Genomic DNA, 13,215 nt, shown 5'->3' with positions numbered 1-13,215 from the left:
GTATTATGAAAACACATTGTTCCTGCGGCGCCGCTACGGGCAGCGGCGCCCGCAAAACAACCGCCGCGCAAACCACCGGTCCGCTTACTTTGAGGCAACGCTTTGTAAAAGGCGTACGATGGCTGATACCGGGCATCACTCTCGTACTGCTGCCAAAGTGCCCCATTTGTTTCGCTGCCTATGTAGCCCTGGGTACAGGAATCGGGTTGTCTGTAACCGCTGCTACATGGCTCAGATCAGGACTGGTGGTATTGTGTGTGGGGTCGTTGCTTTACCTGGCGGGAAGCAGGATGATGGCCTACCGGAAACGGCGGCAGTCAGCTTCCTAATTCAAGATCAAATAACATCAGTTCTTCCGCTTCTCCGGGTGGAAGGATGGTGCCCTGCCGGGTAAATCCAGACCGCTCCAATAAACGAACCGACCGGTGATTATCCGGTTGGGTAATGGCAAACAGCCTTGGAAACGGCAATTGCTGCCGGGAATAGGTAATGGTACCGGTAGCCGCTTCGTAAGCATACCCCAGGCCTTCAAAGGCCGGTAAAAAAGCAAATCCCAGGTCGGGCTGATCAAGGTACTTTCTCTTAAATAACCCGCAGATACCAATAGGATTCCCTGTTTCTTTCAGCACTACTACCCATGCGCCATAGCCTTGTTCGACGTATAGCTTCAACAGGTTATTCATGATATAGCGTTGTGCATCTGCAAGGGTCCGGATCTGCCGGTCGCCGATGTATTGCAGCCAGGAGGGCGTGTTCAGCAATTCCAGGACGAATGCGTCATCTGTAGCGGCAAAAGTGCGGACCTGCAGCCGCGGCGTTTCAAATAGAATTTTCATGCCTTCATTTTAAAGCCTCTTTAATTCATCAACACCCTCCAAAATAAAATTTTCCTGTGAAGGCAACAAACCTGATTTAACCGGTTTATTGAACAAAAGCCACGAATGGTGCGTTTAATAAATACAACAAGACCACCGGCTTATAGCGGTGGTCTTGCTGTATCATCCTGTAAACGTATACTGCATGCTTACTGCGCCATATCGCCCCATACTCATAACGATGCTGTTGTTATGCAGTTATTCGTTGGGCCTGGCGCAAGCAGATACTTCACACATCCCGGCGGATACCACGCAAAAGAAAATATCGAAGTTCGATCAATTTAATAAAAAGGCCGAAGCACTGTTCAAGATCATCCCGGTGCCGCTCTACTCCTACACTACAGAGGCCGGGCATATTTTCGGGCTGGCCAAATATAACCTGTTACATTTCTCCAGGAAAGATACCGTTTCAAAACCCTCCAAATTATCGGAAGTGTTCACTATTTCCAGCAACGGCAGGATTAACGCGTCTGTATCTACCGAAATGATCTTAAAAGAAAACAGGTATGTGATCATGAGCTATGTTAATTATAAAAAACAACCGGAATATATTTACGGGATCGGAAATGATATTTCGAAAGACAGCATACAGGAAGTAGAATACAGCCGGTTCCAGTTTTCCGCTACCGCTTTGCGGCAGTGGTTTAAAAATTTCTATGGCGGTGTAGCCGTTACCGTATCGGATTATTTTAGTGTGAAGCCCGACAGTAACAGTTTCCTGGTAAAGGAAAACTATCCTGGCCTGGAAGGTGGCTTCAGCACAGGTATTGGGCTGAGCACCGCGTACGACAGCCGTGATAACCGCTATAATCCCTATAAAGGCGCTTATGCCATTGGCACTGTGATCTGGCACCCCGATTTCCTGGGAAGTGTATACCAGTTTACCCGGGTGGATATTGACCTCCGCAAGTACTTCAATCCCTGGCTGAAACATGTGGTGGCCTTACAGGCTACTACTACATTTACCAACGGGGATGTACCATTTTATGAGTTGGCCCAGATGGGTGGCGATAGTAAAATGCGGGGCTACTATATGGGCGCTTACCGGGATAACGTGCTGGTAGATGCACAGGTGGAGTACCGTGCGCCTATATGGAATATTTTTGGCGCGGCTGCATGGGTGGGCACCGGCCGGGTAGCAGATAGCTATAGTGATCTGTCGCTGGAAGGATTCCATCTCAGCTATGGCCTGGGGTTGCGGATAAGGGTGGACTCGAAGAACAATACCAACCTGCGGTTTGATATGGGTTTCGGGCCGGGCAACTGGCAGGGCTTTTATATTAATTTTGCTGAAGCATTTTAGTCCTCGCCTGTAAGCCGTTTCAGCTGCCGGAGATAATCATACTGCAGGTCTTCATGCAGTGCAGACACTATTTTGGTGATCTTTTTCACCTGTTGTTCGTAGAGGTTATTTAACTGAACACTATAGGAAGATAATAAACCGGACAGTTTCATTTTTGTACAGAAATAGATCAGTAGTTCTACTTCGGCGGTTTTGGAACCAGTATATCGTATATGCTTGTTCGTTATCCGCAGGATTTTCCTCAGCCTTTTTTTGGCGTGGTATAATTTATCACCGGCCATTTCAATAAACCCTTTGTCGATTTCTTCTTTCACGGCGGCGATGTACCCTTCTTCGTTGTGGGCTTCAAACAGCAGGTAGGTAAGCAGTTCCTTGTTATCGTTCTTGAATTTGGCCAGCCGCAAACACAGGGCCGACAGCTCTGCCGGAGGCAGGGTAGTTAATTCTTTTTTTATATCGCTGATACTTGCCGCTTTCATAATTCATCTGGTGCTTGTGGGCGAAGATACTACCTATTCCGCAGCATGTGAAGCGTGGGCGGCGTCTTTACGCAACAGCCAGGAATTAAATACGGTATAGAATACGGCTACAATGATAGCGCCCTTGAACATGCCGGTGAATCCCCATGCAGCCATACCGCCAATTACACCGAGGAATAATACCAGGAAAGGCAGTTTGCCGCTTTTAGCGATGAGCAGGGGTTTCAGGATGGCTTCCCCTATCAGGATGCCGGTACCGTAAATAGCCAGGAAGAGCGTCATACCGGGATGACCTTGTGTAGCCATCCAGATGGTTAATGGGATCCAAACCACGAGCGGGCCTATCTGGATCACTACCAGGAAAAAGATAAACGCGGACAAGCCAAGCGCAAAGGGGATGCCTGCAATTTTAAGCCCGATAAACGCCACCACCGCTGTGATGAAAGCCGTACCCATTACACCGATAGACACGCCCTTGATGGCCATCGTGGTAGCGTTCAACAGATCGGCGCCATCTTTACGTCCCAGCAGGTGCTGTGCAGTAGCCCTGATAGGCCGTACTGCTTTTTCACCGCTTACCAGGAAAAATGCAGATATAATGATGCCGAGTATGAGTTGGCCGGCTGCACCGAGAATACCTGCGCCGCTGGTGATAATATGATGCAGCACCACTCTTACCTGTTGTTCATGTACGCTGGTGGACAAAGTTTCGCGGGGACTTTCCTGCAAATGCTCCCAGAAGTCCACGATATCGCTGCCAACATATGGCATGGTAACCACCCATTCGGGCAGCGCCGGCAATCCGTTTTCCTTCACGTTACCAATCCAGTGCAATGCTTCCCGGATATGTGAACTCAGCGCGGCAATGAAATAAGTAACCGGCAGGGCAATGATGGCAACTAACGCCACCGCATATATGGTGGCGGCCAGTTTACGGCGGCCTTTGAACCAAACAACCATGCGCTCAAACAGGTGATGGAAAGAAACGGAAAAGATCAGTGCAAATGTGAGAATACCAAAAAACAGCCGCAACACATCATACAGTGCCAGCAGCAAAGCCAGCAACAGCAACAGCACCAGGATGGATTCAATCATATTTTTAGAGGCAGGGCGGTGGTGATTCATATGACAGTATTTTATACAGGTTTCTTCCTAAATATACTTAAAACCGGTTATAACAGCGACAGGCGCATAAACTGTTGTATTTCTTCATTAATATCTTCCGGGAGATACATACGGAAATGATGATTAAACTGCCGGTTATCGCCCGGTACCTGCGCAATTTTCTGGAAGCATAAATTGTCGGGATACGCCTTTTCAAAAGGGAATACGATGTGCACAAAATTCTTTCCCAACTGTGTGATCCATGCTACCCGCCTATCGCCAAAACCGATACCCATCATAGATTTGGTGGGATACAGGTATATCTTTCCCAGTTTTTCATATTGTGAGACAAAGTGCTGCAACAGCATCAATGCGGGATCTGATCTACCGGCAATGAAAGTTTTGAGCAGCGGATCCTTGCTTTGATCCAACAGGGATGTCGACATCTTCCAGGTTTTATCCTGCAATATAACAAATAAGCCGGCCACGGGGCCGGCTGTAGATATTGAAAACCTGTTGTTATTTACAGCAGGCTGTAAATAGTAGTGAAGTAACTATTGGTACTGAAAGAAGTAGCGGTGGGATTAGTGGCCCAGGAGGGTGTAACCATATTCAGACTGCCACCATCGCCATTCCATGCCCATCCCAATACAGTCCATCCTTTGGATTTGGCATAATTCGTTAAGCCGGACCAGTTGGCGCTGCCGGAGCCGGTGCCGAACTCCCCTACCATACAAGGGCGTCCGGAAGTAGCCATTTCATCGAGATCAGCATTGATGAGGGTACGGTTTCTGCCCTGGTTCCAGGCGCCGGGATAAATGTGTGTAGACAGGATAATGTTCACATCATTTATTTTGGTACCATTCGTTCCCTTAACGGCTTCGGCGGCGGTACGGGTTTCCTGTCCCCAGCCGGGAATATCAATAATAATAGCTCCGCTGTATACCTGCCGTACCAGCGCAATAGCGGAATTATACGCAGCAGCGTAGGCATTGGAACTGATGTTATGACTGCCCCATTCATTCATCAGGTTTACAGTAAATGATCCCGCCTGGCTCAATGCAGCGTAGTTATTCTTCCACCAGTTGGCGGCCGCAGTAAGTTCGCTGGCATTGTCGCTTCCCAATACACTCGCTTTGTGATAAGTGGCGATCACCGCAAAGCCGTTGTTCTTTGCCTGCTGAATCCAGGATTTCGCCAACGTAATACTTACGGTTGGTTCAATTTCAATGCGCACGGTTTTGATCTTTGTTTGCTGTTTCATCAGCGCCCATGCGAAGTTTACATTGCCGCCGTTGTAGTAGGAAGGCTGCAGGTTTACGCCATTCCCAATACCGTTAGTTAGTTCGGTGGTTACCGGGCGCGGAGTCGTTTCCGGTGTTACTGCCGCTTCTTTGCGGGAGCAGGCTGCCAATAGCAGCAGCATTAATGTTCCTGTAATCATGTAGTTCCGGGTGATTGTTTGTTTGTTCATTAGTGGAATTTTTATGGTTGAAAAGACGGGAAATGCTATGCAGACATAAAGGTTCCTTTACCTGTTGATGCAGCGCATACAGGGAGTTATTGTGTTGCTGTAAATGTTGAATAAAAAGGGTTTCGATATTTCGCCGGCGATAGTATAAAATTATTGCAGGGAGTTAGCATAAAAGCATACTTTTTTATCTGATTACGATGAATTACCACACTTTTTTGGCAGGCGTACCCCAAATGCAGAAATGAGCGCCCGGGGGAGGCGCTCATTTCTGCATATAGTCGTTATTGTTATTGATCAGTCTCTCCGTTTACCCGATACCACCAGTACCACACCTACAATGGCTACGATACCGCCGGCATAAGTGGGCCAGCCTATCCATCTGTTTTCTTTCTTATTAATTTCAACAGGACCAATGTCTACCACTTTCTTTTCTGTTTGAACAGAGAAGCCCCTGATAACGATCATTGCAATACCAGCAATAATGAGGATGATGCCAAGTACTTTCATAATGTTGCGTTTATGAATATACCGGCAATCCACATGCCATTGCTGTGGCAGCATTTTTAGCGGTATAATGGGGAAATAGCACCCCAATAAGTAGGATTATTCCATTTTCAGGCTTTTCACGGGATTCATGGCCGCCGCCCGGATGCTTTGGAAGCTGACCGTGACTAAAGCCACTATGATGGTGATGAGCCCAGCCCCGCCAAAGATCCACCAATCGAGGTTTACTTTATACGCGAAGTGATTCAGCCATTGGTTCATGGTATACCAGGCAAGCGGGAAGGCAATGAGCATTCCTATAAATACCGGCTTCAGGAAACCGGTCGACAGCAACAGGAAAATACTGGATTCGGAAGCGCCGAGCACTTTTCTCACGCCTATTTCTTTAGTACGTTGCGCGGCGGTGAACATGGCCAGTCCGAATAAGCCGAGACAGGAAATGAATACAGCGAGACAGGCAAAGTAGTTGCACAGCTGACTTACCATCTGTTCACTTTTATAAAGCTTGGTATATTCTTCATCGGAGAACTGGTAAGTAAAGGGGAAGTTAGGATTTAAGTTTTTGCAGATCCCTGCCAGTCCGGCCAGCACCGGTGTTGTTTTACCCCCGGCGACCCTTACCAGGATATTGCCCCACTTAGGTTTTTCATCCAGGCGGATTACCAGCGGCTCTATGGCGTCGTGCATGGAGTTGAAGTGGAAATCCTTGAGCACGCCCACGATGGTACCGGGAACATTTCCGAGTGTGAATGGCTGTCCTACCGGATGCTGGTAACCAATCCTTTTCACGGCGCTTTCATTCAGGATATAACTCCCTGAGTCATTCCCGAATGCACGGGAAAAGTCGCGGCCCTCCAGTAAGGTGAGACCCATGGTTTTTATAAAGTCGTATCCCACTGCCGCATCCGCAAAAGAGGCGTCATCATTGGGGTCTTTCCCTGACCAGCTGATACCTCCTTTATGATGTTCTATCACCGTTGGCGACTCTTTCATTTTAGAAATAGCCAGCACGCCGGGCAGGTTGGTTGCCGCTTCCCTGAATACATCGTATTTGGAAATCAATTCGCCTTCGATAGGAATATAGATAAGGTTCTGCCGGTTGTAGCCCAGGTTCTTTGTTTGCACGTAATCCATTTGGCGGTAAATCACAAACATGCCTATCATTAACAGGATGGACAGGGTGAATTGAAACACCACCAGGCCCTTCCGGAAATTGGTAGCGCCGGAGCCAAATTTAAGGCTGCCTTTAAGCACCCGTACCGGGTTCAGGGACGACAGGAACAAGGCCGGGTAGCTACCGGCCACGAAGCCGGTGAGTACCGTGAGGCCCAGTAAAGTACCCCAGAATACTGGTTGTGAAACGGGTAATGCCAATTGTTTTCCACTGAGCTGGTTAAACGCGGGCAGCAGTAATATCACTACCAACAGGGCAATAACCAGTGAAAAAAATGCCAGCAGCATGGCTTCTCCGATAAACTGGATGATAAGGGAAGAGCGCAGGGCGCCTACTACTTTTCTCACGCCTACTTCCTTTGCTCTTTTTACCGACCGCGCCGTCGCGAGGTTCATAAAATTGATGCAGGCAATGAGCATAATGAATATGGCCAGCAGGGTAAAGAGGCGCACGTATTCAATACGCCCGCCATCAGGTATGCCGTTGCTGAATACACCGTGCAGGTATTTTTCGCTGTAAGGCTGTAAACCCAGTTCAGTATAGGAATCGTTGTTGCGTTGCTGATAATTATAAACGAAGTCTTTTATTTTGGCGGCTACTTTACCTGCATCGGCATTGTCACGGAGACGGATATACGTCAGCGGGTTAAAGCTGCCCCAATTTCTTGCCCAGGCATTGTCCCTGGTAAAATCTTCCCAGTTGCGGAGGTACTCAAATTGTTGTGATGAATTGGCCGGCACCTCGTACACTGCAGTAACAGAAAGACTTACCGTGTCTTCATAACGCAGTGTTTTCCCCAGCGCCTGTTCCGGGCTGCCAAAAAATAATTCCGCGAGGTGTTTGGAGATAGCGATGGTGCCTGGTTTATCGATGGCAGATGCTTTTGTGCCCTGTAATACCGGGTAGCTGAACATCTGCAAAAAATCAGCGCCTGCATAGGCGCCGGTGATCTTCATTACTTTATCATCTACGCGTAATGTTACTGGCAGAAAAACCTCGAAGCCGCTGGAGTATTCTACTTCGGGCACTTCCTTTTTCAGTTCTGCCGCCAGCGGCCCCTGTGTGAGATAGCCGGCGTTCACTTTGCCACCGGACGACTGGCGCACATATACCTGGTATAGTTTATCGCTGTTGGCATGAAATCCATCCATGCTTTTTTCATCCTGTACCCACAGGATCATGAGGAGGCTGCAGGCCAGTCCGAGCGCCAGTCCCAGGATATTGATAAAAGAAAATGCTTTATTGCGGACAAGGTTGCGCCATGCAATCCTGAAGTAGTTGCTTATCATGATAGTCAGTATCAGTTACAGCACCTGTTGAAAAAACATGCCATACCAAAAGTTACATACGTTCCAATAGTTTAAAAAGTTATTTTTTAAATAATATGTCCGCTTTTGATACAGCAGGTGACCGCTTGTAAAACTTGAATAAATATACAGCGATTATTGCGGTGTTAACAGACCTGCACCGCCTCCACTCCCAACAACTCCGCCAGCTTTTTTATTTTTGACGCTATATGCCCTTTGCCTACTGCGCAATGATGCGCCGGTCCGTGCGCATTCCATGCTTCCACGAAATTCCTGGCGCCTGTGGGAAACCGGTAACGGCTGTTGGTGTTGCCGATTTCAAGGATAGGGCCGGCTTCCGACATCCCTTCCGCCAGGAGGAACTGCAATTTTCCATCGGCTGTTTCCACTACAGACAGTAATGTTACCGGGCCGTGTGCCACCGACATTTCCACGGACAATCCTTTTCCTACTTTTCCATGATATACCTGTAATGGTTTCAGTTTTATTTTACCGGCGGCGATTACAGGATGGCAGGGCCCATCGTGTCCCATGAGCACAATATCATCTTTATAGTCCATGGCATAGTACTCTGTGAAGGAACCACCTGCACCAAAGCTGTCCATGATTTTCATGGCCTGCGCATTTTTCACTTCGTACTCCCCCGCTACCGGGATGCCTTGTGCCGTTAAGAGAGAGGTACCCATGATCACGGAGCTCATGGTATCTTTATTGATAGCGTTGCCACTTCCTTTATGGTAATACGCCAGGGAACCCAGTTGGTGCTTTGCCACCAGTTTATCCAAAGCCACCGCTGTTTTGGCAGCGCGGTGCAATTCTTCCGGTGAGCAATCGGGTTGTATGTCAAACAACTGTTGCGCTTCCCGGAGCTTCGCGGCAATTTCCGCTTCGCTGACCGTATTCCGGAGTCCTGATAATTCATCTACCTCAATAATTTCCATATGTCCGCCTAACACGGCTGCGTGCAGGGTAAGATTGGAGTAAATATCCAGCATGCCGCCGTAGTAGTTACCCATCAGGCCCAGCCTGTTGTGATACAGGGTGTGGGCTACTTTTGCGGCGGCGATCCATTCTTCCACTTCTTTCCACACCACAGGATCATCCTGCAGCATACCAGTTACCTGGTAAAAAGGAATGTGTGCACGTTTGAATACACTGGCTATTTCCGGCACCGGGCAGGCGGCGCAGAAGGCGAGCCATTCGCCGGTCATGGTGGTGCGGTCCGGCAGCTGATTAAATGCGGCATAGTCGATGGCCGCGGCCGGAGAGAGATTTAATACGATCACCGGTACCTTTGCGCGTTTCACCACCGGTAAAACCGTGGAAGATAACGCGTAGGTGGTTACATATAAAAAGATCAGATCAACGTCTTCTTTCCGGAAACGGCTGCCCGCTTCAAAAGCTTTCTCCGGCGTGTCTATCAGGCCGAGGTGAACGATATCGGCGCCGTAGTGCTGCAACTGCTGATGCACAATATCAATATACCCCGACAACCGCTGCTGCAGTCCTTCGAACTGTTCCCAATAGGCAGCGAGGCCTATCCCAAACAGGCCCACTTTTAATGTATTCATAACGCAATTTTTTGAATGGTAACCGGATCCTGTGATAAAGCTAGTCGCGGTGCGATGAATTATTTGATATTTCGGTTGTACTTTATGATACAATCCCGGCGGGTGGCGGAAATTCTTATTACTTTCCGAAACCTTTCCGGCTTTTTATATTTTTATATAAAGAAGAAAGCGTTATGATGAACTATTACAAGTATCTGCCCGTGAGCAGGGAAGATGAGCGCTGGGGCATTTGGGTACTGAATACCGGTTGTACGCAGGTGGCAGCAGCGGGCATTTACCCGGGGAAAGATCATCCGGCGCATCATCATTTTAATTGGAAGAAAGGAAGGGTATTGAATGAATACCAGGTTATTTATATCACCGGCGGCAAAGGCATTTTTGAGTCCGACAGCTGCCGGCAGCAGGAAATAAAAGGCGGTACCATTATCCTGCTGTTCCCGGGAGAAAGGCACCGCTACCGGCCACTCGCCGAAACCGGCTGGGATGAATACTGGGTAGGCATGAAAGGCCCTGTGCTCGACAACCTCCTGAAGGAAAACTTTTTCACCAGGGAAAAGCCCTGTTTATATATCGGTTACCAGGAAGGTACCCTGCAGTTGTTTCATCTTATTATAGAAAAAACAAAACAGGAGCGCCCTGGCTACCAGCCGCTCATTGCCGGCGCAGCGCTTCACCTGATGGGAAACATCCACTACCTCGTGAAGCAACAGGCAAGCGGGAATAAAGAGAGAGAAGAACTGATGAACAAAGCACGGCTGTTATTCCGCGCCAACATTTCCCGGCATTATTCCCCGGAGCAGGCCGCAGAAGAGTTGCAGGTGGGTTACTCCTGGTTCAGAAAAGCGTTTAAGCAATACACGGGGCTATCTCCGTTTCAATATTATATCCAACTTAAAATAGAGAAAGCGAGGGAGCTATTGAATGATCCCGCTGTATCTGTAAAAGAAATTGCGTATGATCTCAGGTTTGATTCTTCGTTTTACTTCTCCAGGATCTTTAAAGAGAAGACCGGATTTACGCCCACGGAATACCGGAAAAGAGCGCAAGGCGATATTTAACATGGTTTGCTGCCTGTTGTTATTGATGTATAACGTGCATGCGCAAACGAATTCGTCGCTTGTTAACTTCAACCCGCAGCAACAACAAACTATCCGCTTCAGTACTGCCGGCGCAGCCATTGATGCGCACGACGGTGAAATCGCTTATTTCAACGGTACCTATTACCTCTATGGTACCAGCTATGGCTGTGGATTTGAATGGGGCAGAAAAGAGGCTCCCTTTTGCGGATTTAAAGTATATACTTCTACAGATCTTCAGCAGTGGACCGACAAAGGCTTTTTATTTAACGCCCGCACACCGGTATGGCAAACCCGCTGTAATGGCAGTACCTATGGCTGTTTCAGGCCGCATGTGATCTATAATAAAAAAACAAAACAGTATGTACTGTGGATCAATGTATATGATAACCGTACCGGCTTCCGCGTATTTACCAGCCAGCAACCCACCGGTCCGTTTACAGAAGTGGCGGAGCCCCGGATGGCAGTGAACAGCAACGGCGCTATCGCCGGGTTGAACAACGGTGATCATGATACCTTTGTAGATGAAGATGGCACCGCTTATATTGCGTATACCGACTGGCAAACAAAAGGCACCATTGTAATTGAAAAGCTCAGTGCCGATTATCTGACTGGCAGCGGAGAGCATGTAAAAGCAGTGACGAAAGGCAATACCGAAGCGCCGGCGCTCTTCCGGCGCTTCGGCAGTTACTACCTGTTGTACTCCGATCCTAATTGCGGCTATTGTGCAGGTACTGGTACTTCTTATCGCCGTGCGGAATCGCCGCTGGGCCCATGGTCCGATGGAATAAAGATCAGCGATCGATCCTGCGGTGGACAACCGTCTTTTGTATCTCTTATTAAGCTCAACGGCGACAGCGTTTTCCTGTATGGCAGTGATCTGTGGAACAATGCGGCAAAAAATGAAGCGCTGGCTAATTATTACTGGGCGCCGCTTTCCTTTGCAGCAGACGGCGCTATTGAACCTATTGTTTGTAAAGACAGCATACAGCTGCCCTTGCGCGCTGCTTCGACTCCTGTTATGAAAGTGAAGCCCGACAACAGCAGCGGGCAGGAAGGCTTCCGGTTCCAGTGCGACATTAACGGATGTATGCAGCGTTCGCAAAGCTTTACTCCTACCCGCTCAGGCGTGCTTACGGCTGTAAGCATCACTGCTTTTAAAAGCGGCTATCCGGACGACGACCTGCATATCAGCATTTACCCGGCAGATGATAAGGGATTACCGGCAACAGGAAAAGCGCTGTATGAGGCGGCCATTCCCCGCGACAGCCTGAGCTGGTCGCCGGAGCCGGTTACTATCAAACCGCATATAACGGTAGCGGCCAAACGCAGTTATGTGATGGTGATCCGATCGTCCACGGCCAGTGGTTGCTATGGTATTACCTACAAGGACGAAGCCCGCGGTGGTGTTTCCGCTTACAGCGCCGACTGCGGACAGGCATTTACCATTGAAAAGGACCGGGTACTGAAGTTTAGTGCGTATGTAGGGGAGTAATCCGTGCCTGCACATCTTTCAATTTCATCACCATCTTTTGCGCTGACTCCGCGATCCATACCTGGTAATCCGTGACGACACGGATGCGCTCCTCTTCTGTGATAAAACCACTTTCCACCATCTGCGGGCCTCTTAGTTCCGCTACTTTGGACCAGATGCCTGCCTTTTCTGCGAAGTTATTTTCGCCGCGGGTGTATATTTCATCGGCGTTCAACACGGTGATGTGATGAAAGCCCAATTCTTCAAAAAGCCCCGAGAGGTGATCCGCAATTTCATTATCCATGCCTGCATCTGCACGCCAGGAAAGGAATGCTTTATAAAAGCGCTGCATGCTTTCCGGAGGCGCAGGCGTCCATTCCAGCTGGTGATGGTTGTAGTCTAAAATAGAAATATAGCCGCCCGGGTTTAGCAGGGATTTAAATTTCAGCAGTGCTTCGCGTGGATTACTTAACCATTGCAGCACACGGGCAGAAACGATGACGTCAAATTTTTCTGCCGGATTGTAGGCGAACAGGTCTGCCTCCAGCAGTGTTAAGTTGGAAAGATCCGCGTGATCCGTGTTTCCTTTAGCAATCAGGTGCGCGCTGCTGTCGATGCCCACAACGCTTCCTGTTTTACCCACTGCGCCGGCGATACCGGCAGATATGGCGCCTGTACCACAGCCAACATCCAGCACCCGCATACCTTCCCTGAGCAGTGGTATCAGCGTGGCGTAGCTGTTCTGCAAACTCCTGCTGTCTAAAACGCTGCTATCTTTTGGCATGGCGGCTCTTTCATTCGCGGTATTACTCATGGAGGATTTGTTGTTTGTTCAGGAAAAGATGAGTTTAAATATAACATTTTGTAAACAGAA

Annotated in this window: 13 protein-coding genes; 4 read left to right on the top strand and 9 right to left on the bottom strand. The window is 48.7% G+C overall.

All coding sequences use genetic code 11. The features are described 5' to 3' along the window. The first annotated feature begins 5 nt into the window (after positions 1 to 5). Positions 6 to 329: a hypothetical protein gene (locus ACLHR0_RS21115; RefSeq protein WP_370907640.1), complete on the top strand. Its 324-nt coding sequence runs from the start codon at positions 6 to 8 to the stop codon at positions 327 to 329. Here ACLHR0_RS21115 and ACLHR0_RS21110 read toward each other — a convergent pair. Beyond that, entirely contained in the window at positions 318 to 836 is a 519-nt protein-coding gene (locus tag ACLHR0_RS21110; RefSeq protein ID WP_436489275.1) for a GNAT family N-acetyltransferase, read from the bottom strand. The genes ACLHR0_RS21115 and ACLHR0_RS21110 overlap by 12 nt on opposite strands. 184 nt (positions 837 to 1,020) lie before the next feature. Between ACLHR0_RS21110 and ACLHR0_RS21105 the strand changes: the two genes are divergently transcribed. Continuing rightward, entirely contained in the window at positions 1,021 to 2,178 is a 1,158-nt protein-coding gene (locus tag ACLHR0_RS21105; protein WP_436489274.1) for a BamA/TamA family outer membrane protein, read from the top strand. Here the strand turns inward: ACLHR0_RS21105 and ACLHR0_RS21100 are convergent. The 7 genes from ACLHR0_RS21100 to ACLHR0_RS21070 all read right to left on the bottom strand — a co-directional run bounded on the left by ACLHR0_RS21100 (position 2,175) and on the right by ACLHR0_RS21070 (position 9,791). Continuing rightward, the gene (locus tag ACLHR0_RS21100; RefSeq protein ID WP_429063499.1) at positions 2,175 to 2,657 is read right to left on the bottom strand and encodes a hypothetical protein; all 483 of its coding nucleotides are present in this window, start codon (positions 2,655 to 2,657) and stop codon (positions 2,175 to 2,177) included. The genes ACLHR0_RS21105 and ACLHR0_RS21100 overlap by 4 nt on opposite strands. A gap of 33 nt (positions 2,658 to 2,690) precedes the next feature. After that, positions 2,691 to 3,782 (bottom strand): AI-2E family transporter, encoded by a 1,092-nt coding sequence (locus ACLHR0_RS21095; protein WP_370907644.1) that lies wholly within the window; start codon positions 3,780 to 3,782, stop codon positions 2,691 to 2,693. A 47-nt stretch (positions 3,783 to 3,829) separates the two neighbouring features. Further along, complete coding sequence (locus ACLHR0_RS21090; RefSeq protein WP_436489271.1) at positions 3,830 to 4,207, bottom strand: hypothetical protein; 378 nt, start codon at positions 4,205 to 4,207, stop codon at positions 3,830 to 3,832. A 77-nt stretch (positions 4,208 to 4,284) separates the two neighbouring features. After that, positions 4,285 to 5,235: a hypothetical protein gene (locus ACLHR0_RS21085; RefSeq protein ID WP_436489269.1), complete on the bottom strand. Its 951-nt coding sequence runs from the start codon at positions 5,233 to 5,235 to the stop codon at positions 4,285 to 4,287. A gap of 294 nt (positions 5,236 to 5,529) precedes the next feature. Beyond that, positions 5,530 to 5,742, bottom strand: a complete 213-nt coding sequence (locus ACLHR0_RS21080) for a hypothetical protein (protein WP_370907647.1) — start codon at positions 5,740 to 5,742, stop codon at positions 5,530 to 5,532. A 96-nt stretch (positions 5,743 to 5,838) separates the two neighbouring features. Beyond that, on the bottom strand, positions 5,839 to 8,202 hold the full coding sequence (locus tag ACLHR0_RS21075) for an ABC transporter permease (RefSeq protein ID WP_436489267.1): 2,364 nt from the start codon (positions 8,200 to 8,202) through the stop codon (positions 5,839 to 5,841). 164 nt (positions 8,203 to 8,366) lie between these two features. Continuing rightward, positions 8,367 to 9,791: an arabinose isomerase gene (locus ACLHR0_RS21070; RefSeq protein WP_436489266.1), complete on the bottom strand. Its 1,425-nt coding sequence runs from the start codon at positions 9,789 to 9,791 to the stop codon at positions 8,367 to 8,369. 173 nt (positions 9,792 to 9,964) lie between these two features. Here ACLHR0_RS21070 and ACLHR0_RS21065 point away from each other — a divergent pair, with 173 nt between their 5' ends. Then, positions 9,965 to 10,849, top strand: a complete 885-nt coding sequence (locus ACLHR0_RS21065) for an AraC family transcriptional regulator (RefSeq protein WP_436489264.1) — start codon at positions 9,965 to 9,967, stop codon at positions 10,847 to 10,849. A gap of 1 nt (position 10,850) precedes the next feature. Then, complete coding sequence (locus tag ACLHR0_RS21060) at positions 10,851 to 12,362, top strand: family 43 glycosylhydrolase (RefSeq protein WP_436489262.1); 1,512 nt, start codon at positions 10,851 to 10,853, stop codon at positions 12,360 to 12,362. On the opposite strand, the gene ACLHR0_RS21055 is transcribed toward ACLHR0_RS21060, so the two are convergent. Then, positions 12,340 to 13,155 carry a class I SAM-dependent methyltransferase gene (locus ACLHR0_RS21055; protein WP_436489260.1) on the bottom strand — a complete coding sequence of 272 codons (816 nt, stop codon included), beginning with the start codon at positions 13,153 to 13,155 and terminating at the stop codon, positions 12,340 to 12,342. The two genes, ACLHR0_RS21060 and ACLHR0_RS21055, sit on opposite strands and share 23 nt — an antisense overlap. Positions 13,156 to 13,215: the final 60 nt, after the last annotated feature.

Source organism: Chitinophaga sp. ARDCPP14 (genome assembly GCF_051362515.1).
Taxonomy (GTDB): Bacteria; Bacteroidota; Bacteroidia; order Chitinophagales; family Chitinophagaceae; genus Chitinophaga.
This window is presented reverse-complemented; position numbering and strand designations above follow the sequence as displayed.

Excerpts from the sequence above, each read along its gene's own strand:
- ACLHR0_RS21110 (WP_436489275.1), bottom strand. The coding sequence starts at position 836 with ATGAAAATTCTATTTGAAACGCCGCGGCTGCAGGTCCGCACTTTTGCC.
- ACLHR0_RS21060 (WP_436489262.1), top strand. The coding sequence starts at position 10,851 with ATGGTTTGCTGCCTGTTGTTATTGATGTATAACGTGCATGCGCAAACG.
- ACLHR0_RS21070 (WP_436489266.1), bottom strand. The coding sequence starts at position 9,791 with ATGAATACATTAAAAGTGGGCCTGTTTGGGATAGGCCTCGCTGCCTAT.
- ACLHR0_RS21090 (WP_436489271.1), bottom strand. The coding sequence starts at position 4,207 with ATGTCGACATCCCTGTTGGATCAAAGCAAGGATCCGCTGCTCAAAACT.
- ACLHR0_RS21065 (WP_436489264.1), top strand. The coding sequence starts at position 9,965 with ATGATGAACTATTACAAGTATCTGCCCGTGAGCAGGGAAGATGAGCGC.
- ACLHR0_RS21100 (WP_429063499.1), bottom strand. The coding sequence starts at position 2,657 with ATGAAAGCGGCAAGTATCAGCGATATAAAAAAAGAATTAACTACCCTG.
- ACLHR0_RS21080 (WP_370907647.1), bottom strand. The coding sequence starts at position 5,742 with ATGAAAGTACTTGGCATCATCCTCATTATTGCTGGTATTGCAATGATC.
- ACLHR0_RS21085 (WP_436489269.1), bottom strand. The coding sequence starts at position 5,235 with ATGAACAAACAAACAATCACCCGGAACTACATGATTACAGGAACATTA.
- ACLHR0_RS21115 (WP_370907640.1), top strand. The coding sequence starts at position 6 with ATGAAAACACATTGTTCCTGCGGCGCCGCTACGGGCAGCGGCGCCCGC.
- ACLHR0_RS21105 (WP_436489274.1), top strand. The coding sequence starts at position 1,021 with ATGCTTACTGCGCCATATCGCCCCATACTCATAACGATGCTGTTGTTA.
- ACLHR0_RS21055 (WP_436489260.1), bottom strand. The coding sequence starts at position 13,155 with ATGAGTAATACCGCGAATGAAAGAGCCGCCATGCCAAAAGATAGCAGC.
- ACLHR0_RS21075 (WP_436489267.1), bottom strand. The coding sequence starts at position 8,202 with ATGATAAGCAACTACTTCAGGATTGCATGGCGCAACCTTGTCCGCAAT.
- ACLHR0_RS21095 (WP_370907644.1), bottom strand. The coding sequence starts at position 3,782 with ATGAATCACCACCGCCCTGCCTCTAAAAATATGATTGAATCCATCCTG.